Source organism: Terribacillus sp. JSM ZJ617 (assembly GCF_044383785.1).
Classification (GTDB): Bacteria; Bacillota; Bacilli; order Bacillales; family Amphibacillaceae; genus Terribacillus.
In genome coordinates, this window is record NZ_JBISEQ010000001.1 from 1,187,192 (window position 1) to 1,207,840 (window position 20,649).

The 20,649-nt window shown below is 41.1% G+C and carries 22 protein-coding genes and 2 pseudogenes; 14 read left to right on the forward strand and 10 right to left on the reverse strand.

Annotated elements, in window-relative coordinates; translation table 11 throughout:
* The first annotated feature begins 161 nt into the window (after positions 1–161).
* The 4 genes and pseudogenes from ACH6C1_RS05920 to ACH6C1_RS05935 all read left to right on the forward strand — a co-directional run.
* The gene (locus ACH6C1_RS05920; RefSeq protein WP_374075431.1) at positions 162–743 is read left to right on the forward strand and encodes a recombinase family protein; all 582 of its coding nucleotides are present in this window, start codon (positions 162–164) and stop codon (positions 741–743) included.
* A 12-nt stretch (positions 744–755) separates the two neighbouring features.
* Positions 756–1,640, forward strand: coding sequence for an HNH endonuclease (locus ACH6C1_RS05925; protein WP_374075434.1), 885 nt, complete (start codon positions 756–758; stop codon positions 1,638–1,640).
* A gap of 228 nt (positions 1,641–1,868) precedes the next feature.
* The gene (locus ACH6C1_RS05930; RefSeq protein WP_374075436.1) at positions 1,869–4,160 is read left to right on the forward strand and encodes an AAA family ATPase; all 2,292 of its coding nucleotides are present in this window, start codon (positions 1,869–1,871) and stop codon (positions 4,158–4,160) included.
* Positions 4,161–4,482: 322 nt separating this feature from the next.
* Positions 4,483–4,602: pseudogene (locus ACH6C1_RS05935) on the forward strand (iron-sulfur cluster assembly accessory protein); the annotation flags it as partial.
* Positions 4,603–4,674: 72 nt separating this feature from the next.
* On the opposite strand, the gene ACH6C1_RS05940 reads toward ACH6C1_RS05935, so the two are convergent.
* Complete coding sequence (locus ACH6C1_RS05940) at positions 4,675–5,280, reverse strand: esterase/lipase family protein (RefSeq protein ID WP_374075438.1); 606 nt, start codon at positions 5,278–5,280, stop codon at positions 4,675–4,677.
* Between the two features lie 262 nt (positions 5,281–5,542).
* Between ACH6C1_RS05940 and ACH6C1_RS05945 the strand changes: the two genes are divergently transcribed.
* The 4 genes and pseudogenes from ACH6C1_RS05945 to ACH6C1_RS05960 all read left to right on the forward strand — a co-directional run bounded on the left by ACH6C1_RS05945 (position 5,543) and on the right by ACH6C1_RS05960 (position 9,366).
* Positions 5,543–5,677 (forward strand): hypothetical protein, encoded by a 135-nt coding sequence (locus ACH6C1_RS05945; RefSeq protein WP_374075440.1) that lies wholly within the window; start codon positions 5,543–5,545, stop codon positions 5,675–5,677.
* A 24-nt stretch (positions 5,678–5,701) separates the two neighbouring features.
* Positions 5,702–5,983: pseudogene (locus tag ACH6C1_RS05950) on the forward strand (GNAT family N-acetyltransferase); the annotation flags it as partial.
* 212 nt (positions 5,984–6,195) lie between these two features.
* Positions 6,196–7,632 carry a sugar porter family MFS transporter gene (locus ACH6C1_RS05955; RefSeq protein ID WP_374075590.1) on the forward strand — a complete coding sequence of 479 codons (1,437 nt, stop codon included), beginning with the start codon at positions 6,196–6,198 and terminating at the stop codon, positions 7,630–7,632.
* A gap of 258 nt (positions 7,633–7,890) precedes the next feature.
* Positions 7,891–9,366 (forward strand): sugar porter family MFS transporter, encoded by a 1,476-nt coding sequence (locus tag ACH6C1_RS05960; RefSeq protein WP_095224315.1) that lies wholly within the window; start codon positions 7,891–7,893, stop codon positions 9,364–9,366.
* Positions 9,367–9,375: 9 nt separating this feature from the next.
* Here ACH6C1_RS05960 and ACH6C1_RS05965 read toward each other — a convergent pair whose 3' ends face one another.
* Positions 9,376–10,173, reverse strand: coding sequence for an MBL fold metallo-hydrolase (locus tag ACH6C1_RS05965; RefSeq protein WP_374075443.1), 798 nt, complete (start codon positions 10,171–10,173; stop codon positions 9,376–9,378).
* A 103-nt stretch (positions 10,174–10,276) separates the two neighbouring features.
* The gene (locus ACH6C1_RS05970) at positions 10,277–11,260 is read right to left on the reverse strand and encodes an NAD(P)/FAD-dependent oxidoreductase (protein WP_095224313.1); all 984 of its coding nucleotides are present in this window, start codon (positions 11,258–11,260) and stop codon (positions 10,277–10,279) included.
* Positions 11,261–11,560: 300 nt separating this feature from the next.
* Between ACH6C1_RS05970 and ACH6C1_RS05975 the strand changes: the two genes are divergently transcribed.
* Positions 11,561–12,778, forward strand: coding sequence for an NAD(P)/FAD-dependent oxidoreductase (locus tag ACH6C1_RS05975; RefSeq protein WP_374075445.1), 1,218 nt, complete (start codon positions 11,561–11,563; stop codon positions 12,776–12,778).
* 80 nt (positions 12,779–12,858) lie between these two features.
* Positions 12,859–13,047, forward strand: coding sequence for a hypothetical protein (locus tag ACH6C1_RS05980; protein WP_374075447.1), 189 nt, complete (start codon positions 12,859–12,861; stop codon positions 13,045–13,047).
* Here ACH6C1_RS05980 and ACH6C1_RS05985 read toward each other — a convergent pair.
* From ACH6C1_RS05985 to deoD, 3 genes are all read right to left on the reverse strand, one after another.
* Positions 13,024–13,497, reverse strand: a complete 474-nt coding sequence (locus tag ACH6C1_RS05985; RefSeq protein ID WP_095224311.1) for a divergent PAP2 family protein — start codon at positions 13,495–13,497, stop codon at positions 13,024–13,026. The genes ACH6C1_RS05980 and ACH6C1_RS05985 overlap by 24 nt on opposite strands.
* A gap of 76 nt (positions 13,498–13,573) precedes the next feature.
* Positions 13,574–14,164, reverse strand: coding sequence for a biotin transporter BioY (locus tag ACH6C1_RS05990; protein ID WP_374075449.1), 591 nt, complete (start codon positions 14,162–14,164; stop codon positions 13,574–13,576).
* Between the two features lie 108 nt (positions 14,165–14,272).
* Positions 14,273–14,983, reverse strand: coding sequence for a purine-nucleoside phosphorylase (gene deoD, locus ACH6C1_RS05995; protein ID WP_038564986.1), 711 nt, complete (start codon positions 14,981–14,983; stop codon positions 14,273–14,275).
* A 192-nt stretch (positions 14,984–15,175) separates the two neighbouring features.
* On the opposite strand from deoD, the gene ACH6C1_RS06000 reads away from it, so the two are divergent.
* From ACH6C1_RS06000 to ACH6C1_RS06010, 3 genes are all read left to right on the forward strand, one after another.
* Positions 15,176–15,436, forward strand: a complete 261-nt coding sequence (locus ACH6C1_RS06000; protein WP_095224309.1) for a phosphocarrier protein HPr — start codon at positions 15,176–15,178, stop codon at positions 15,434–15,436.
* Between the two features lie 81 nt (positions 15,437–15,517).
* On the forward strand, positions 15,518–16,015 hold the full coding sequence (locus ACH6C1_RS06005; RefSeq protein WP_095224308.1) for a cation:proton antiporter regulatory subunit: 498 nt from the start codon (positions 15,518–15,520) through the stop codon (positions 16,013–16,015).
* 2 nt (positions 16,016–16,017) lie between these two features.
* Positions 16,018–17,190: a cation:proton antiporter gene (locus ACH6C1_RS06010; protein WP_374075592.1), complete on the forward strand. Its 1,173-nt coding sequence runs from the start codon at positions 16,018–16,020 to the stop codon at positions 17,188–17,190.
* A 40-nt stretch (positions 17,191–17,230) separates the two neighbouring features.
* On the opposite strand, the gene kapB is transcribed toward ACH6C1_RS06010, so the two are convergent.
* The 3 genes from kapB to ACH6C1_RS06025 form a co-directional block, all read right to left on the reverse strand.
* Positions 17,231–17,611 (reverse strand): kinase-associated lipoprotein KapB, encoded by a 381-nt coding sequence (kapB, locus tag ACH6C1_RS06015; RefSeq protein ID WP_374075453.1) that lies wholly within the window; start codon positions 17,609–17,611, stop codon positions 17,231–17,233.
* On the reverse strand, positions 17,608–18,786 hold the full coding sequence (locus ACH6C1_RS06020; protein WP_374075455.1) for a MalY/PatB family protein: 1,179 nt from the start codon (positions 18,784–18,786) through the stop codon (positions 17,608–17,610). The genes kapB and ACH6C1_RS06020 overlap by 4 nt, the downstream gene beginning before the upstream one ends.
* 69 nt (positions 18,787–18,855) lie before the next feature.
* Positions 18,856–19,668, reverse strand: coding sequence for an alpha/beta fold hydrolase (locus ACH6C1_RS06025; RefSeq protein ID WP_374075457.1), 813 nt, complete (start codon positions 19,666–19,668; stop codon positions 18,856–18,858).
* A gap of 265 nt (positions 19,669–19,933) precedes the next feature.
* On the opposite strand from ACH6C1_RS06025, the gene yugI reads away from it, so the two are divergent.
* Complete coding sequence (yugI, locus tag ACH6C1_RS06030) at positions 19,934–20,305, forward strand: S1 domain-containing post-transcriptional regulator GSP13 (RefSeq protein ID WP_095224304.1); 372 nt, start codon at positions 19,934–19,936, stop codon at positions 20,303–20,305.
* Positions 20,306–20,349: 44 nt separating this feature from the next.
* Here yugI and ACH6C1_RS06035 read toward each other — a convergent pair whose 3' ends face one another.
* Positions 20,350–20,583 (reverse strand): DUF378 domain-containing protein, encoded by a 234-nt coding sequence (locus ACH6C1_RS06035; RefSeq protein WP_095224303.1) that lies wholly within the window; start codon positions 20,581–20,583, stop codon positions 20,350–20,352.
* Positions 20,584–20,649 lie beyond the last annotated feature (66 nt).

Consider the following 20,649-nt stretch of genomic DNA (forward strand, 5'->3'; position numbering starts at 1 on the left):
AAAAACTATAAATTGCGTTTTGTCTAGAAGTTTCAACTTCTAACCACGATGTTCAAATTGTCTAAAAGATATATTTTTCATACTTGGATTTGTCTAGAAGATAGTCTATAATTGATTGTACAGAAGATAACTAACTTTTGAATAGAAAGCGGGTTTATGCAATGTTAATTGGATACGCTAGAACTTCTACAGTCGGACAAGAAAATGGATTAGAAACACAAAGGCAGTTATTAGAGGAAATAGGGTGTAAGCGCGTATTTTATGAGAAGATAACGGGAACAACCACAGTTAAAAGAGATGAATTAAAAGAAGCAATTAAATTTTTAAGCGATGGTGATATTCTTGTTGTGACTAAGATTGACCGTTTAGCACGGTCTATAATTGACTTACATAATATTGTTAAGGAACTGAATCAAAAGGGAGTAGGTGTTAAATTTCTAAAAGAAAATATTGATTTTCAAGCAGGTAAAAATAATAACTCCCTACAAACATTATTATTTAACATATTAGGCTCATTTGCTCAATTTGAACGAGATTTAATTGTTGAAAGGACAAGTGAAGGAAGAGAGCGGGCTAAAAAACAGGGTAAACATATGGGGAGACCACCGCAGGATAAAAAAGCAATTGAAAAAGCATTGAAGTTTTACAATGAAAGAGATTTAAACGGAATGAGTGTAAAAGATATATCAAATTTAACGGGTGTTCCAAGAAGTACGATTTATGCGGAGTTAAAGAAAATATAGTGAGGTGTAATAATGGAGTTTACTAGTGAAACCTTGCAATACCTTAGTACTGGATTTAGCCCTAATTATAAACACTTTAATCATAAGATGAATAAATTGCAGATATTAATCGATACAGAAGATGAACTTGAATATTTTAAAGAATACTATTGGGAGAAAGCCCAGGAGTCTTCAAAGCCGAAAGGATTTAATTCGGTATTTGCTATTATTCGTTATCGAGTTGACAAAATAAGAATGCTAGATATGTCATACGATGAATTTCTCCAATTATATAACCAAGACAGAATGACAGCCTTAAGAAAATTATTTCTTGAGCCTATGCATAAAGCACATTTAAAGTTGTTAGATGAAAAGTTAGGGGACGATTCAATAAAAATCTTATTTAATCTTCATAAATTGAATCCTACTAGGTCACTCTTAAGATTAATAAATCAAAATGTGACCGTGAAAGAACGGTACGAAAGGGATTTGGAAGAATACAAAAAAGGGAGATTAGAGTTACCGGAAGAATCACATTTTTTAGAGTCGAATGCATTCTATCCTAAGTTTGATAATATTGATGGAAATAATGCATTTGAAGAAGGAAAAAAGACTTTTAAGCAGCACTTTGTTAGAGAGCGTAATCCCCAAGTAATTAGACTTGCGAAGAAACGCTTTAAGGATAGAAATGGAAGACTATTTTGTGAAGTGTGTGGTTTTGATTTTTATGAGAAATATGGGGAAATTGGACAGGACTTTATTGAAGGGCATCACACAGTTCCTGTATCAGAATTAAAAGACGGTGACGTAACTAGAGTTGCTGATATAGATTTAGTTTGTTCTAATTGCCATAGTATGCTTCATAGTAAAAAAACTTTGCTGAGCAAAGAGGAACTCAAAAGGCTTATTGATAAATAATCGTTCATTTTGTTATTAGAGTTATATCCCTTTCCAGGTATTTGAATTGATGTGATAGTAATAAACATTGCATGCACCCAAAAAGGGTGTTTTTTATTTTATCTACAATAGTAATCAAAAATCTTTCTTTTTGTTTTTGTAATTAAGGTGAAAAATAGATAGAATGTATTATAATGAAAATAGGAAAAAAGTTACAATATCATAAAAAGTAAAGGTAGGTTAGCTTTGATGATAAAAAGTATAGAGAGAATAAATAACTTTGGTATATATAAGGATTATCAAAAGCAGTCTGACTTGCATGATTTTGCTAAGTTTAACCTAATTTATGGGTGGAATGGAAGCGGTAAAAGTACGCTGTCAAAGCTTTTTGCAATAATAAATAATGATATAAAAACTTCAGATTTTAAAGATAGTCAATATGAGTTTAAGTTAGAGGATGGTTCAAAGATATATCAAGATACTGAAGAATCTAACCTATTAATGACAGTATTTAACTCGAATTTTATAAATGATAATATTGATTGGAATGATACTGTTAAAAGTATTTTGCTCATATCTGAAGAGAAAATCGAAGAACAGAAAAAAATTAAAGAATATGAAATTAAAAGGCAAGAAATAGTAAAATTAAAAAAAGACCTTAAAGATAAGTACGACAACTTATACAAAAGTAACCAAAACTTCCTCTCATCAACTGCAAAGCATGTAAAAGAAAGATTTAAAATTATAGATACATCTGATAAGTATTATCTAAACTACAACAGGACTAGATTAGAAAAATTTATTGAGGTATATAAAGATAAAGTACAGAGTGTTGAGTCATTGTTGACAGAAGAAGAGTCCATTAATGTAACAAAATCTATAAAACCAGAATCAAAAAGTAAGATTGATTTTGTATTTAACACTTTAGATGAAGATTTGCTAATAAAGGGTAGCGAGAGAATTAAGACTTTAATTAATACTTCTATCATTAACCAAACAGTTCAAAGCCTTAAAGACAACGAAGTAATTAGTCACTGGGTGGAGGAAGGATTTAAATTACATTCCGGGTCTATAACTGGAATATGTGAATTTTGTGGACAACTTATACCAAGCTCCCGACTTGAGGAATTGGAAAAGCATTTTAATGATGAGTACCAACAATTTAAAGAAAAATTAATAACAGCCAAAGAATGGGTTCGGAAGCAAATGTTAAATTCTTCGAATGAAAAGGCATTGCTTTATTCCTTGTACGAAGAATTTTATGATGCTTTTAATAATCAAATGAACATCCTAACTCTAACAGAAAAAAATATTAATGATAAACTAGAAAATTGGGTCAACGTTCTAGATAAAAAAAATAAAAATCCTTTTGAGAAATTGCAAGTAACAGAACTAGATGAAATTTCTATTTCCTTACTTCAGGAATATAATACCGCTATTGTTTCTTTGAACGAAATAATTAAATTACATAATTACAAATTTGAAAATTACCAAACAAAAACTAAAGAACAAAAGCATAAACTAGAATTGAGTTACACTGCCGAGGCATTAAAAGAGTATGACTATTTTTATGCTGAAGAGGAAAAGAATAATATAAAATTAAAGATACAGGAACTAGATTCCGATTTAAATATGATTAACCAATCTATGTTCCTAATAGAAAAAGAGCTATCGAATGAAAGTCTTGGTGCAGAAGAATTTAATAAACAATTACAGTTGTTTATCGGTCATAATGAGATATCATTGGAATTTGATAAACTTAAGAAAGGATATAGGATACTTAGGACTAGGACTAGGGAAGCTGCGAAGAATTTAAGTGAGGGAGAAAAAACAGCGTTAGCTTTTGTTTATTTTATTACTAAGCTTAGAGAAAAGGGCAATGAGATTAGTAATCAAATTATTGTAATAGATGACCCTATTTCCAGTTTTGATTCGAATAACTTATTTAGTGCTTACGCATTTTTAAGAGCTCATTGTCAAGAGGCTAAACAGTTATTCGTACTAACCCATAATTTTGTTTTCTTCAAATTATGTAGGGATTGGATGTTGGGGAAAAATAAAAGAGATAAGGTTAAATCAAGGTGTTATGCAATTGAAAGTATAGGAGAGAGTAGCGAAAGAAGGTCTTTTATAACTAACGCAAAAGATGCTCTAATAAAGTACAATTCTGAATACCATTATCTATTTCATAAAGTTTATTCCTTTAAGCGAAGTGAAGAACTATCCTTAGATGAAGCTTTCTTGGTATCAAACCTGTCCAGAAAATTATTAGAAGGCTTCCTCACTTTCAAATTTCCAAAAAAGAGAAATGACTTTAATCAATTGCTAGAGGCGGCGATAAGTGATGTTCAAAGAAGGGAAAGAGTTTACAGGTTTATCAACAAGTATTCACATAATGCGACGATAGAATTTAGTGATAATGCTATAGACAATCTATTGGGCGAGAGTAAAAATATTGTAGATGAGATAATGGATGTTATTAAGGAATTAGATATGACTCATTATTCAGAAATGGAGAGTTTAGTTATAGATAACTTATAAATTAAACTTTTTAGAGTGTAACAATATAGCTTGAGTATACAGGGGAAGCTTTCTACCATTTCCAATGTCATGTTTTCTAATATATAAGGTAGCAGTAATACCCCCGCACTCAGAGCCGAAGATAGTACCGTGTAATTATCGTGCAAAATAGCTTTATAAACAGAGTTTCACGTGTGTTCTACGTGAACTAGTTATTGTCTCAAGTGCTGTTTTGGGTTAGAATTAGTTAGCGATATAAACAATCGAGATAGTATGTTATTAACAATCTATTTTGCAATTTATAACCCGACATAATAACTAAAAATACTTTAAAATCAGCATTTTCAAACAAAATATGATGGGCGGCGGGTTTACGATCGATAACCCGAACGCCATCGTCAGCTGCGGGTGCGGTTCGTCATTTAAGACAGCGACGAATGCTGGTACGCCTGAGAATTGCTGATGCATAAATAAGCCTTCCTGGCCGTTTGTTCTTGCAAACGGCAGGAAGGCTTATTTTGCATACAGAAGACCTTTAATTTTGAAGAGCCGCTTTAATATGGCCATTTACTTGATAGCTGTTTAAAAGGCCGATGTGAGATACACCGTAAATTCGGATATTATCCGCACCAGATAGGATAGAAAGAGACGGGTTCACGATATAGTCACTTGTAGAATAGATAGAAGTAGTGTCTATACCAGCAGGTGCAGCGCTGGTTGTCAGTCTATTTGCTCCTCCAAGCGTTACCAGTTTATCTACTTTGTCACTTCCGCCTTTATTCAATATGTAATACAGACTGTTTGCTCCACCCATACTATGGGCTACGATATTAACTTTGTCACTGCCTGTTTCCTCTAGTACATCATTGACAAATCCTTTTATGGCAGTTGAATTCAATTCTTGGTGCCCTTGCTTGCTTGGAAGATCAATAGAATAAAGTTCATCTTCTGACCAGCCTTGCCCCTGCAGGTATCTCTCAATGAAATAGAAATTTGAATCGGAGCCAGTTAAACCATGAACAAAGACAACAGGTGTGTTGGCAGTGGCCGCTTGTACTTTAGAAGGCTGCAGGTAGACAGATAAAGCGAACACCATTGCGAGACTGATAAAAAAGAGCGTTAAGATTTTACTTTTCTTCATTTTATATTTCCTCCTATCAATAAATGAGTAATTCTATTAAATTGTAAAATATAAACTAGAATTCCGGTATTGGGAAAATAAGGGTAAGTTTCACTTGTTTATATAATGAAAGAAACAATTTTTATCACCTAATAGCTATCGAGTAAGTTTTTATTTCCCAACTCAGTGTAGTTTTCTGCTTTTCCATTTATCTGGGTAAATGTGTGTACTGGAATTCGACTGCAGTTCAAAATTTCATGTATGTCATCAAAGGAGGTCTATCATGATTACTTTGGCAACACGTGTCATGCTTGCTGCATTTGAGGAAAATAGACATAAGGCGATTCCTTCCAGTGCTTTAAATGAAAATGCGGACTCGATCAGAACTTCTTTAAATGAGAATGAAAAAGCCTTCTAACACTGGGGGGGTGAAACAGCTTTAGGAACCGTCCGTTTTAAAGAACAGGACGATGCTATATATTTCTTTCGCCTGTCTGTATGTCCAGAAGAAAGAGGCCGAGGAATAGCAGGACAGCTGCTTCAGGCATTAGAAGATTATGCAGCAGCCTATGATTTTGCTGTGCTTTGCTGTCAGGTGAGGCTGTCAGAAATAAGAAATATCAATTTATACAAAAAGAATGAATTTTATATAACCGACAGTGAAACAGTCGTAAAGCCCAATGGAATTCACGTGGAAACTGTAACTATGACCAAAAATCTATGATAAGTCTATAGAACTCTATAAGACCTCTTTCATGTACAAAACCAAATATTGTAATGTATGAATGTGATTATATTAATAAAATACGGGTATATAACTCCTACCATATAAATCATGGGTGAAAGCATTGTTTGTTTTTGCAACAGACATATGCAAAAAATGGAGGAGAGAGAAAGATGGACAAACAAGCTAACGGACAAGGGCAAGTCCCTCAAATGGAGGATGATGGTCGAAGTTCGAAACGAAGATTGAGACTGATCGCATTCATTTCCACTTTTGGTGGATTATTATTCGGTTATGATACAGGTGTAATCAATGGGGCATTGCCTTTCATGGGTCAGGAGGATCAGTTGAATCTGACACCGTTAACGGAAGGGATGGTAGCAAGCTCCTTGCTTCTAGGAGCTGCATTTGGTGCTGTATCCGGCGGGAAGCTGGCAGATAAAATTGGCCGCCGCCGTGTCATTTTATATTTAGCTGTCTTATTCTTTATTGCAACTTTAGGCTGTTCATTCGCACCAAATACGGAGACGATGATTGTCTTCCGAGTCTTGCTCGGTCTGGCTGTCGGTGGGGCATCCGTAACAGTTCCAGCTTATCTAGCTGAAGTATCTCCATCTGAATCAAGAGGAAAAATGGTTACAATCAATGATCTGATGATCGTTACTGGCCAGCTGATTGCTTATTCTTCTAACGCGTTTCTTGGAAACATGTTCGGAGATACAGCTCATATCTGGCGTTATATGCTTGTTATTGCAACAATTCCTGCACTTGTCTTATGGTTCGGTATGCTTGTCATGCCGGAAAGCCCAAGATGGCTTGCGCAGCAAGGTATGCTGAAGACCGCTTTTCAAATCTTATTGAAGATTCGCCGTAAAAACCGTGCGAAACAGGAAATTGAACAAATTAAGAAAACTGTTGAAAGAGAGAAGAAGCTGGATAAAGCTTCCTTTAAAGATTTGACTATTCCATGGATCAGAAACATTGTGCTGATCGGTTTGGGTATTGGTGTCATCCAGCAAATAACTGGTGTTAACTCTATCATGTATTATGGTACGCAGATTTTAAGTGAAACCGGATTAGGCCGTGATGCGGCACTCATAGGTAATATCGCAAATGGTATCATTTCCGTTGCTGCCGCTATTTTCGGTATTTGGTTATTAGGTAAGGTTCGCCGGAGACCGATGCTTACAATCGGGTTCATCGGAACGACAAGTGCATTGCTTTTGCTTACCATCGTCACAACCTTCTTTGAGGGTAGTCCTGCGCTGCCATATATGGTACTGGGACTTACGGTTACATTCTTAGGATTCCAGCAAGGGGCTGTTTCCCCGGTTACGTGGCTGATGCTATCTGAAATCTTCCCTTCCCGTATTCGCGGAATGGGAATGGGAATAGCTGTATTCTTCCACTGGATGACGAACTTCACTGTAAGTTTGACATTCCCTGTACTGCTTAGCGCAATTGGATTATCAAGTACTTTCCTTATCTTCGTTGTACTAGGTGTCTGTGCGATTATCTTTATCCGAAAATTCCTGCCAGAAACGAAAAACCGTACACTGGAGGAATTGGAACACGATTTCCGTAATAAAAAGATTCGTAAGACTGTTCCAAAACTGAATAAAAAAGCTGGATTAAGTGAAAGAGTGTAAATAAAACAATCCCTTCCTGACTATCAGGTGGGGATTTTCTGCTATAAAGAAAGATATTGTTATGTCTTTTTTATGGGGGAAAACGACAATTAATATGTTTGCTGTGGTACAACTGTTTAATTGAAACAGAGTTGTAATATAACAAAAGTGATTATTTTGATAAAAGACGGGTATATAACTTCTACCACCCTCTACATACAAACAAGGGTAAAGGCATGATTCATGCAGCAGTCAAATGCGTAAATGGAGGAGAAAAATATGGACAAACACGAGACTGAAAAAGGGCACGTCCCACAGAATGAGGATGATGGAAAACATTCGAAGCGAAGGCTGAGATGGATCGCCATCATATCTACTTTCGGAGGATTATTGTTTGGATATGATACAGGAGTCATCAATGGTGCTCTGCCATTTATGCGGCAGTCCGATCAGCTTAACCTGACCCCGCTGACAGAAGGTGTTGTTGCCAGTTCGCTGCTGCTAGGAGCAGCATTCGGTGCTGTATTCGGCGGGAAGCTTGCCGATAAGATAGGCCGTCGACGTATTATATTGTATCTTGCTGTTTTATTCTTTATTGCGACATTGGGCTGTTCATTCGCTCCGAACACGGAGACGATGGTTATCTTCCGCGTCCTGCTTGGTCTGGCCGTCGGTGGTGCTTCCGTAACCGTCCCGGCTTACCTTGCGGAGATGTCTCCAGCAGCGAAGCGCGGGCGAATGGTAACGCAAAATGAATTGATGATCGTAACTGGTCAGCTGCTTGCTTATACTTCCAACGCTGCACTCGGGAATTTGTTCGGTGATACAGGTCATATCTGGCGTTATATGCTGGTTATTGCGACCTTGCCAGCTATCGTACTTTGGTTCGGGATGCTAGTCATGCCGGAAAGCCCAAGATGGCTTGCACAGCAAGGTATGCTGAAGACAGCTTTCCAAATTCTTTCGAAGATACGCCGCAGAAATCAGGCGAAACAGGAAATGGCGGAAATTCGCAAGACAGTGGAAAAAGAGGAGAAGCAAGATAAGGCTACATACAAAGATCTTGCAATACCATGGATCAGAAAAATTGTGTTTATTGGTATGGGTATTGGTATTATTCAGCAGATCACCGGGGTTAACTCCATTATGTATTACGGAACAGAGATTCTGAGTAATGCAGGATTTGGAACAAAAGCAGCACTGATTGGTAATATTGCTAATGGTGTCATTTCTGTACTTGCCACATTTGTTGGTATCTGGCTGCTAGGCAGAGTAGGGCGCAGGCAGATGCTGACAGTTGGTTTTATCGGTACAACGAGTGCGCTGCTGCTTATTACGATAGCTGCTACTTTCTTTGAAGGAACAACAGCACTTCCTTACATGGTGCTAGCTCTTACTGTCACATTCCTTGCCTTCCAGCAGGGAGCTGTTTCACCAGTCACATGGCTGATGCTGGCAGAGATTTTCCCTTCCAGACTGCGTGGAATGGGGATGGGAATCGCAGTATTCTTCCAATGGATGACGAACTTCACGATTAGTTTGACGTTCCCAGTACTGTTAAGTGCAATTGGTCTATCCAGCACCTTCCTGATCTTCGTTGTCCTGGGGATTGCTGCCATTCTCTTTATCCAAAAGTTCCTTCCGGAAACAAAGGATCGGACACTGGAAGAATTGGAGCAGGATTTCCGTCAGATGACAATCCGCAAATCAGTACCAAAATTGAAGAAGAAAGCAGAAATAGGAGAAAGGGTATAATCCCTTCTCCTATTTTTTTGTTTCAGTTAGTTTCTTTAAGCCCGCTTCCAATTCGTCAAAAAATACAGGCATTCCGTGTCCAGTACCTGCCGCTTGCGGATGCAGCTCTTGCAGCTTCCTGATGGAGCGGAAGGACTCTTGCTCGTCCATTGTAAAGTAGCGGGGAGGACCATTGAATTCCTTTTGCTGCGTGAGCACTTTGTGCAGGGATTCCTGCTGCACAGTCGTGAACGCATCCCCCGCAATCAAGACTTTGTCTTCTGTATGGAATAAGCTGATATGTCCGGGAGTATGGCCAGGCGTATGGATCCATTCCCAGCCAGGAAGATGCGGTACTTGATGGTCGAGCGGAACGAGCCGTACATGTTTGCTTAAATCGATCCCGGCATTCGGAAACGTTTTGGACAGCTTGGTGATCAGTCCGCCGCCAGCATCTGTCTTAGCTTCCGGATAATCTAGCTGTCCCGTTAGATATGGAAGCTCGAGCTCATGCGCATAGACAGGGACATCCCATTCCTTTACCAGCTCGACGATGCTGCCGACATGGTCAAAGTGACCATGTGTGAGGATGATGCATGCTGGTTTGGCGCCTTCTCCGAATAGTTCAGCAGCAGCTTTCTTGATATTGCCTGCTGTATCAGGGACTCCAGCATCGACAAGCACCCATTCTTTTGTAACAGGATTTTCAATGAAAAAGACATGCACTATTCTGTCAAGATAGCCATGAACAGTTGGGGAGACGGTTGTTTCTGTTCCGCTCTTTATTGAGGCAAGCGGAATCAATCGATGTTCAAATTCGTTTTCCATACAGCTCCTCCTTTATCGATACTAGTGTGTGATAGACAGGCTTCCTTATACAAGAAGTATAAAAAAACACCGGTTTCCATAAAGGTAACCGGTGCGGTGTTATTTAAAACATGCTTGTGGAATGTTTAGGCTGTACACGTGCGTCTGGATCAATGTATGTTTTGGCATTGTTGATGGCAGTCGGGCCTTCGCCGAAACCAGAGGCGATCAGGTTAACCTTGCCAGGATATGTGCAAATATCACCTGCAGCGTATATGCCGGGAATATTCGTTTCTTGTTTTGTATTTACAACAATGCTGTTTTTCTCGATTTCCAGATCCCATTGCTTGATCGGACCTAAGGAAGAAATGAAGCCGTAATTGACGAGCACTTCGTCCACATCGATCGTTTCCGTTTCTTCGCTTTTCACCTTCTGCAGAACAACCTGTTCGATGCGGTCGGTACCAAGCATTTCAACTGGTGTATAAGGAGTCATGATTCTAACATTGGATTGCATGAGTCGTTCCACACTATGCTCATGGGCGCGGAATTCATCGCGGCGATGCACGAGAATGACTTCTTTGGCAATCGGTTCAAGCATCAGCGCCCAGTCAACAGCCGAATCGCCGCCACCTGCTAATAGAACACGCTTGCCAGCGTATTTCTGCATATTATCCACATAGTAATTCAGGTTGACACCCTCGAACTCGTCACATCGTTCAACAGTCAGGCGACGCGGCTGGAAGGCACCGTTTCCTGCTGTGATGATGATCGTTTTTGAGAAGTGCACGTCTTTATCTGTTTCGATGCGGAATGTATTATCTTCCAAACGCTCGACTTTATCTACCGACTCACCAAGAGCGATCGTTGGATCGAAGCGTTTAAGCTGTTCCATCAGGTTGTCCACTAATTCCTGCGCGCGGACTTGGGGGAAGCCTGCAATATCGTAGATGTATTTTTCTGGGTATAAAGCAGAAAGCTGTCCGCCCACTTGGGGAAGGCTTTCAATGATTTTGACACTTTGCTGACGCATCCCACCATAGAATGCGGTGAAAAGTCCGACTGGACCTGCACCGATGATGGTCACATCATAAACTTGATCTGACATACCGGTTCCTCCTAGTATTTTTAAACGTAACACCTGGTATTTTATCATAGTTGCTGAAATATGAGTAAGAAGAAGGATTTTTAATGTATGGTAGTATGCCCTGGTACGTGATAAGCTTCCCCTTTTTTGGTTGATAAAAGGAAAGAAAACGTTTACCATAATATTGATGACGGTTTTGTGACAGTTTTATGTTTTCATCTGCTTTATAAAGTGAATAGTATCACAAACAAAAAAATTAATGTGTTGTTAGGTTGCTGAAGCTTAGGAAAAACCAAACTATGTTAATGGATGTGATCGAAGATGAGCAAACCCAAAATTGTGATTGCAGGTGCTGGTTACGGCGGCCTGATCACGACAGTGAAACTTCAGAAACTGATTGGAGCGGACGAGGCGAGCATTACACTCGTCAATAAGCATGATTACCATTATCAGACAACATGGCTCCATGAAAACGCAGCAGGGACGAGACATCATGATCAGACACGGATTGCCATCAAGGATGTTATCGATGCAAAAAAAGTCAATTTTGTACAGGATACGGTAACGAAAATCAAACCGGACGAAAAAAAGCTGGTGATGCAAAACGGCGAAATCTCCTATGATTATCTTGTTGTAGGCTTAGGTTTTGAACCGGCGAATTTCGGGATTGATGGTCTGCTTGACCATGCGTACATGATTCGGAGCATCAATTCTTCCCGTTTGATTCGAGAGCATATCGAGCACAATTTCGCTGTGTATAACAATGAAACGGAAAAGAAAGAAGAGCGTCTTAATATCGTGATCGGCGGAGGCGGTTTCACGGGCATTGAATTTGCTGGAGAACTAGCAGAACGTATACCAGAACTGTGTAAGGAATATGATATCGACCGCGATAAAGTACGTGTTATCGTTGTGGAAGCAGGTGCTTCCGTCATGATGGGATTTGATCCGCAGCTTGTAGAATACGCCTTGAACTCACTGGAATCCCGCGGTATAGAATTCCAGACGAATGCTTTCCTTAAGGAAGTGACGGCCGACAGCATCGTTTACGAAAAAGCAGGCGAGAGGCATACGGTCAAAACCAATACAACTGTTTGGGCAGCCGGTGTCAAAGGAAATTCGATTTTGGAGGAATCTGGATTTGAAGTAAATCGCGGTAAGGTAATGGTCACAGACGATCTGCGAGACCCGCATCATGACGATATCTTTATTGTCGGCGATTGTGCTGCAGTGATAAATGATGAAACCGGAAAACCATATCCGCCGACTGCACAAATTGCTACACAGATGGGCTACAACTGTGCCCAAAATCTAAAAGCACTCATCCGTAAAGAAAGAAACACTCAAAAATTCGTGCCGGAAATCAAAGGTACACTGGCTTCCTTGGGAGGCGGTGATGCCATGGGTATGGTAATGGGCAAGAAGCTGTTCGGAAAGCCAGCAGATGTGATGAAGAAGGCATCGGATAATCGCTATCTTTATCAGCTTGGCGGTGTAGGACTGGTTTTGAAAAAAGGGAAATTCAATATCTTCAGCTAAACAAAAAGCAGCCATATGGCTGCTTTTCTTTTGTATAGGGATATTCTCATTTGTCGATGCTGGTACCAGAGGTGAAAGATATGATACGACGATGGTGCATTAGAGCACTCCTTTGTTCCCTCTGGCTTACAGCTATGTATGTGACATGGAGCCAGCTGACGAATTTAACTGCAGAGGACGTCATCCAATATGAACAGAGGCAGCTTCCTGTGCGTGATTTCGGAAGCAAGCAGCTGCATTTGCAATTAAAACAGCAAATAGATGACTAGAGAAATACCAATGCCGGTCAGGGCGCCGAAAAAGACTTCAATCGGCTGATGTCCGAGCATTTCCCTGATTTCACGATTCTTTTCGAACTCTTGTTTACTGCCCCAGTGTTTTGCTTCGTCTACAAAGCGCTGGAAATCCTTCAATAGCAAATTAAGCAATACCGCTTGTTCACCAGCTTGTCTTCTTACACCAGATGCATCGAACATGATGATGATGCTAAAGACAAAGGATGCGGCAAAGATAGGGGAATCAAGTCCGCTTTCAAAGCCGATCGAGGTTGTCAGGGCAGCCACTGCTGCTGAATGACTGCTCGGCATACCTCCCGTACTGAATGCAAGATCGGCCTGGATGCGCTTATCGGCAATCGCGCGGATGGGTACTTTTATTACTTGTGCGAAAACGATGGCAATCAACGCACTCCATAGTGGCATATTTTGTAACAATGACATGTACTGCTACATCCTTTCAGAGAAAAAGCTATAATATATGATGTACTCATTATAACTAAATTTCCCTGAGAAAATGTCATTTAAACGAAGTATTATATGTCACTTTACCTTTTTTGAAAGCATGAGCCACTCTAGGGTAAAAGAGGGCTGCAAGTATAGCGAAACCGAAATCTTTGATAAAGAATGGAATCATACTGATCCAAGCAGCCAAGTAGCTGATATCCACACCCATCCAAAGGTGCATGGCGCCATACATATACGTGACACCCAAAAGATAATTTACAATTACACCAGCGATTACCGCCCCGAATGCCCGGTATCGTATAGATGTCTTTTCCATGATGAATCCAGCGATAAAGGCAATAGGTATGAAAGATAGCAAGAAACCGCCAGTGGGACCAGCAAAGACACCAAATCCTCCTGAGAGATCTGCGAATATCGGCAACCCCGTCAGACCAAGCAATACGTAACAGATCATACTGTAGGCTCCCCATTTATAGCCTAACAGCAATCCAGAAAGTAAAGCGAAGAACGGCTGCAATGATAATGGTACGGTTTGTCCTCCGATTGGTACAGCAAGAAACGGAAGCCAGACCGAAATGTTTGCTCCGACTGTCATCAAGCCAACAAACATCGCGCTTGCAGTCAATTTACCAGTACGACTCATAACTTATCAACTCCTTGCAGAAATAGTAAACGACACCACTACTATTGTCAACTTGAATTTTACTGAGGTTTACAATGTAGACAAAGAAAAAGGCATAGAAGCCTCCTTCTATGCCTGAATTGCTGCATCCAATGCAATTTCCATCATATCGCCAAAAGTAGTCTGACGTTCTTCGGCAGTTGTTTCTTCGCCAGTGAGGATGTGATCGCTGACTGTAAGAACAGATAGCGCTTGACAATCATGTTTCGCAGCTATCGTGTAGAGTGCAGTCGTTTCCATTTCGACAGCCAAGACTTTGTAATCTGCCAATTTTCCGTAGAATTCCAATGTGTTGTCACGATAGAAACGATCGCTTGTAAACACGTTGCCAACACGGATATTCAAGCCTTTTGCTTGTCCAGCCTGATAGGCTTTCAACAGCAAATCAAAGTCAGCTGTAGGTGCAAAATCGACTGTGCCGAATTCCTGTCGGTTTATTTGGGAATCAGAGCTCGACGTGGATGCTAAGATTACATCACGAACTTTTACATCTTTCTGAATAGCGCCGGCAGTACCAACACGGATCAGTTTTTTCACACCGTAGCTTTGAATCAATTCATTTACATAGATGCTGATGGAAGGGACACCCATACCAGTACCTTGAACGGAGATTCTTTCTCCTTTGTATGTACCAGTATAGCCATACATTCCTCTTACTTCGTTATAAAGCTTTGCATCTTCTAAAAATGTTTCGGCGATGTATTTTGCGCGAAGCGGATCGCCAGGAAGCAGGATCTTGTCTGCAATCTGGCCAGCCTCTGCATTTATATGTACACTCATGACAGCACTCCTTTTTCTAGATGTGTCAAAATTACCATAAATACTGGAGAAACTCAATCTTCTGCCAAGAAGCTGTTTTTAAACTTAAAAAAGTGGCATATTTATTTAAAACCGCTTTCTTTTCTCCTATAATAATTATGTTACCACTTTCACATTTACATACATGAGCTATTTGCTTTGGAGGGAATTACGATGCAAGAGAAAACATTCACCATTACTAGCGAAACAGGTATCCATGCGAGACCTGCTACGCTGCTCGTTAATAAAGCCGGCCAGTTCAACTCTGAGATTGAGCTTGCATACAAAGAAAGAAAAGTGAACTTGAAATCGATTATGGGTGTCATGTCACTAGGTGTACCGCAGGGAGCACAGGTTGTTATTACAGCAGACGGAAATGATGAGGAAGCAGCGTTAGAAGGTATCCAGGAAGTGTTGGAAAACCATTTGAGCTGATCGAAAAAGCTGGAGATTTTCTCCGGCTTTTTTTATACTTTTCTCAAGGAGTTTAATACACCGTAGGGGGAGTCCTGGCTGATGAAATGTCATATATCACAGCTTCCTGGTATCGGAAGCAAAATTACGCTGCGCACTGGAGAAGAGGGGATGGTTGTCATCATCGTCCACCATTCTGGCAAACGGGAGCTGTATTTCTTCGAGGATGCTTCCAATGATGAAGCGGATTTCGCAATGGATTTGACAGCGGATGAAACACGGGAACTAGGCGCACAGCTTCTAGGTGCAACGTATCAGCCAGTTGATACCGATCAGCTGAAGCTCTTTCGTAAGCAAATCATCGTAGATTACATTGAATTATCGGAATCATCAGAGATTGCGAATAAGACGCTAGGTGAAGCTGCGGTACGTTCCAAAACCGGGGTAACTGTTATCGGGATCATCCAAGGTGATGAGACAATTGCTATTCCCGAGCCGGATACAGTTTTGCATCCTGGGGACGTACTGATGTCCATTGGAAAGAAAGTACAAATAGATGCGATGATCGACCTTTGTGCAGGTAAGGACGAACAGACTTGAGTGTGCAGCTTCCAACGCTGCTTGGAGCTGGCCTTGTTTTGCTCGGCATTTTCTATTTGGGTTTTCTTTCCATCAAGATCCGTTTTCCTAATGTCATTCTGTATATCTTGTTTGGCATCATTCTTGCTGATCTGCTCGTTCATAATGAGATTCTTCACTTTTCCAGTGAGGTTGGAATCGTTTTGCTTTTCTTTGTGCTCGGTTTAGAATTCAGTATTTCGAGACTTGGCGGAATAGCTAAGAAAATCTGGTCAACCGGACTGCTGGATGTGGCCTTAAGTCTTGGTGTTACGATGGGGATATGCCTCATTTTGAAGGTTGATTTGTTTACATCATTCCTTATTGGTGCGGTAGCATATGCTACAAGCTCCTCCATTACTGCTAAGCTGCTGGATGACAGAAGCAGAATGGCCAATATGGAGACAGAATTCATATTGGCACTCCTTATTTTCGAGGATATCATCGCGCCGATTTTAGTAGCTGTGCTAATTGGTATCAGCAGCTCGGGAAGCTTTGATCCGGTTAGTGCTGTGTATCTTGTGCTGAAAATACTTGCCCTAGCTACAGGGGCAGTTGTTCTCAGCAAAACAGTCTTCCGCAGATTTGATACCTTCATGGATAAGCTGGAAGACGAGGACTTTAAAATTGTGCTGTTGATCGGGATAGCTTTGACATATGGCGGGCTTGCTGTCTACCTTGGATTATCCGAGGTGCTGGGTGCCTTCCTGGCTGGGATGATTTTAGCGGAATCAGGTAAAATCGAGCGTGTGGAACATGCTGTGATACCAATTCGAGATTTGCTGCTTCCGACGTTTTTCATCTATTTTGGAACAACCATAGATTTCGGCGACGGTGTACCAATGCCGTTATTGCTTTTGATTGTCCTGATCTGGACAATAGCAGCCAAAGTGATGACAGGCTACTTTGGAGGATTGATGTACGGATTGCCGAAGCGAGTCGCTTTCCGCGGCGGATTGTCTATATGTGCCAGAGGAGAATTCAGTGTTGTAATAGCCAGTATTGCAATGGGTACGGCAAAAGTATTTGCTGGCATCTACATTGTCCTGGCAGCCTTCATCGGTGTATTGCTGTTCGAATTTGCCCCGCAGGTAACAAACAAGATTTTTGGTAAGCCTGTGACGAAAAAACGTAATCTGAAAGTGCCAGGCTCTTAAGACTGAAAAAAGGCAGAAGCTAAGCTCCTGCCTTTTTTGTTTATTTGAAGTAATCCTTTTCCAGTGTATCAACGTTTGCAAGCGCGAGTTCTTGATAACGCGAGGCGGATTGTTCCTTTAAATCGTTTCTAAGCTGCTGAAGTGCAGTACGTAAAGAAGCGGAGTACTCAGGTACTTCGTCTGCAAATTCTGATACAGCTGTTTTCGGTATATTCGCTTTTTCATGCTGAGCCAATGCGCGGCGTTCATGGAAGAAAACATCTTCTGTTTCCTTTGGATGGTGCAGATCACCTTGCTGTGGATGCTTGAGAACGGCCAGTATCTCCACCAAATAGAACTTGCCGCGTTCCTCTTTGATTTTTCCGACATAGGAACCAGTTTTGTAGCGTGCTTTTACGACGCTGCCGATTTCCATAGTCATTTTGCTGCCTCGAATTCCTTAAGGCTGTTTGTCAGCCGCTGCAGGGCATCGCGCATCGTTTCAGGCGGACAGGCAATGTTCATCCGAACAAATCCAGCACCCGCTTCTCCGAACTGAATGCCATCATTGAATCCGAGTTTCGCTTTCTTGGCAAAGAAGTCCATCAATTCATTTTGTTCCAGCTGCATCTGGCGGCAATCCAGCCACATCAAATAGGTGCCTTCCAGAGGTGCAATTTGGATCAGGGAAGTATCTGCCAATGCTTCTTCCGTCAGCTTTCGATTGACGGCCAGTATGTCCAGCAGTCCTTCCAGCCATTCCTCACCGTCAGTATAAGCAGCTTCCATTGCGGCAACTGCCATCGCATTCAGCATATGGAAGCCTTGCTTCGAGAACGTCTCCTGCAGCTGCTGACGCATATCTTCCTGCTGAACGATGCTGTAAGATACCTGCAATCCTGCTAAGTTGAATGTTTTTGACGGAGAAAGGAATGTGATCGTCCGTTTGCCCATGTCCTCAGACAAGGAAGCAATGGGTATATGCTGATATCCTTCATGAATCAAATCAGCATGGATCTCATCTGACAGGAGCAAAACATCATAGGTCTCGCACAGCTTTGCTAAGCGCTCCAGCTCTTCTATCGTCCAGACACGTCCAACTGGATTATGCGGGTTGCAAAGAATCATCGCCTTTGCTCCTTCTCGGAAACATGTCTCCAAGTGTTCGAAATCCATTTGATATGTGCCATTCTCTTCAAGGAGAGGGTTTTCGACGATTTCACGATCATGAGCTGTAACCACACTGTAAAAAGGAGCATAGACAGGTGTTTGAATCACAACTTGTTCACCAGGTTCGGTAAATGTCTGGATGGCCATATGCAAACTCGTCACGACGCCCGGACTGTATAGAAGCCAGCTTGGCTTAATGCGCCAGCCATGACGTTTTTCAACCCAATTGGATACGGTCTTGGAAATACTCGCATCTGTGATTGTGTAACCGTAGATGCCGTGTTCAGCTCTGCTCTTCAAGGCATCTATCACGGCTTGAGGCGCCTGGAAATCCATATCTGCGACCCACATTGGCAGAACATCTTCTCCTCCATATAATGCTTTGAGATTGTCCCATTTGACGGACCGCGTCTTTCTGCGGTCATGTACTATTTCGAAATTATGCATAGTCCGTACTCCTTCCATCATTTCTTTTCCCATTATATAAAGAAATGCTTCGAAAAGCGAAAGGCTTGATCATTCTATATACGAAACAATCGTCTCCGGTGTTTCTTCGGGTAGGAGATGACCGGCATCAGGCAGGATATGGAGCGTCGCATGGGGCAGCTCTGCAAGCAACCGATAGCCAATGGAAGGAGGCAGTAATGGGTCTTCTTTTCCCCAGAAAATGATTGTTTTTGCTTTTATTTGCTGCAGGCTGTCATTCGGCAAATCGCCGCCTCGTGATCGGATAAAATGAGCCAGACTTGGAAAAAGTTCCTTGGCCATAAAGGGAATGCTGTATGCAATCACCATCCGAAGGGTGACCTTTTCAGGATCTGCAACAAGGTGGCGGAGGAAACCGACGACGCTGGTAGCTTCGAATACGAATTGCATAATCGCAGGGAAGATGCTGGCAGAAGCGATCATGCTTGAAAACGTGTCCGTTGGCAGCATATAGCTTGATGGTGCAAATAGAAATAGCTTATTAATACGTTCCGGGTAGCAATAAGCGAGACGCATAGCAATTTGACCGCCCATGGAGTGACCGCCAATATCCAGATACATTATTTGCAAGTGATCAAGAAGAGATGCAGCAAGGTCGGTATAGTCTTCATAGGAAAAAGCTAATTCAGATGATTTTTCACTATTTCCGAAGGGAGGGAAATCCAATGTTATTACCTGGTAACGTTGACGCAGCTCGGGTATCATGCGATGAAAGCAGCTTCCTGAGGCAAGGAAACCGTGAAGAAGAAGGATTGTACGTGATGAGTCAGTATTGTGAGAAGGGTAAATACGGTAATCGATAGCTATTTTTTTGTAATGGAAGGTATGGTTCGAATAAGACATTCTAGCTGCCCCTTTGCCTGCAATTAATTCTAGTCTCGGTCATTTCATACTTTATATGCAAAAAAAATAGCAAAGCGATACGGATCGCTTTGCCTACAGGGGGAATACGAGAAAGTCTTACAGTACTATGTATTGCCCAAATTGCTCACTAGCAAACCTGTTCCGATAAAAAAATCATACTTAGATAAATTTTTGCCGAAACCAACTTACTGTGATAGAATTATTTATTGCGTATAAAAGTAGAAAAAATCAGGAGTTGTTTAGTATGGCAGAGAAGTTCGAAACAGGACAAGTATTGACAGGTAAAGTAACAGGAATCCAGCCTTACGGTGCGTTTGTTGCATTGGATGAGCAGGTTCAAGGTTTGGTTCACATTTCCGAGGTGACTCACGGTTTCGTAAAAGACATCAATGAGCACCTATCCGTGGGCGATGAAGTTAAAGTTAAAATCCTTGATATCAACGAAGAAAGCGGTAAATATTCCCTTTCCATCCGTGCTACTGAAGAAGCACCTGCAAAACAGCAGCAAGCTAGCAGCCAGAAGCAAGCTGTTTCTGAGGATGCTCCAGCAGGATTCAATACGTTGAAGGATAAACTTCAAGACTGGATCAAACAAACTGAAGGCAACCGCAAATAATTAGAAAGACCCCCATTGAAGGGGGTCTTTTTTGATTTATCCGTTTATGCCTTGGTAGTTGACGCTTCTTCCACTTCTTTGCGCTCAAGGAACAGAGCGGAAATCGACACAAGACCAGCCAAGCCGACAAGACTGTAAATGATCCGTGGAAAAGCAGCAGCTTGACTGCCGTTACCAAAGATACCTGCAACCAAGTCGTAGTTGAATAAACCGACTAGTCCCCAGTTAATCGCGCCGATTATGACAAGAACAAGAGCGATACGCTGTACCATATTCAACTGCATAACCTCCATTTCATGAAGCGGGATGATAAATCTTTATTAGCATGCCTTTGTTGGCTGATT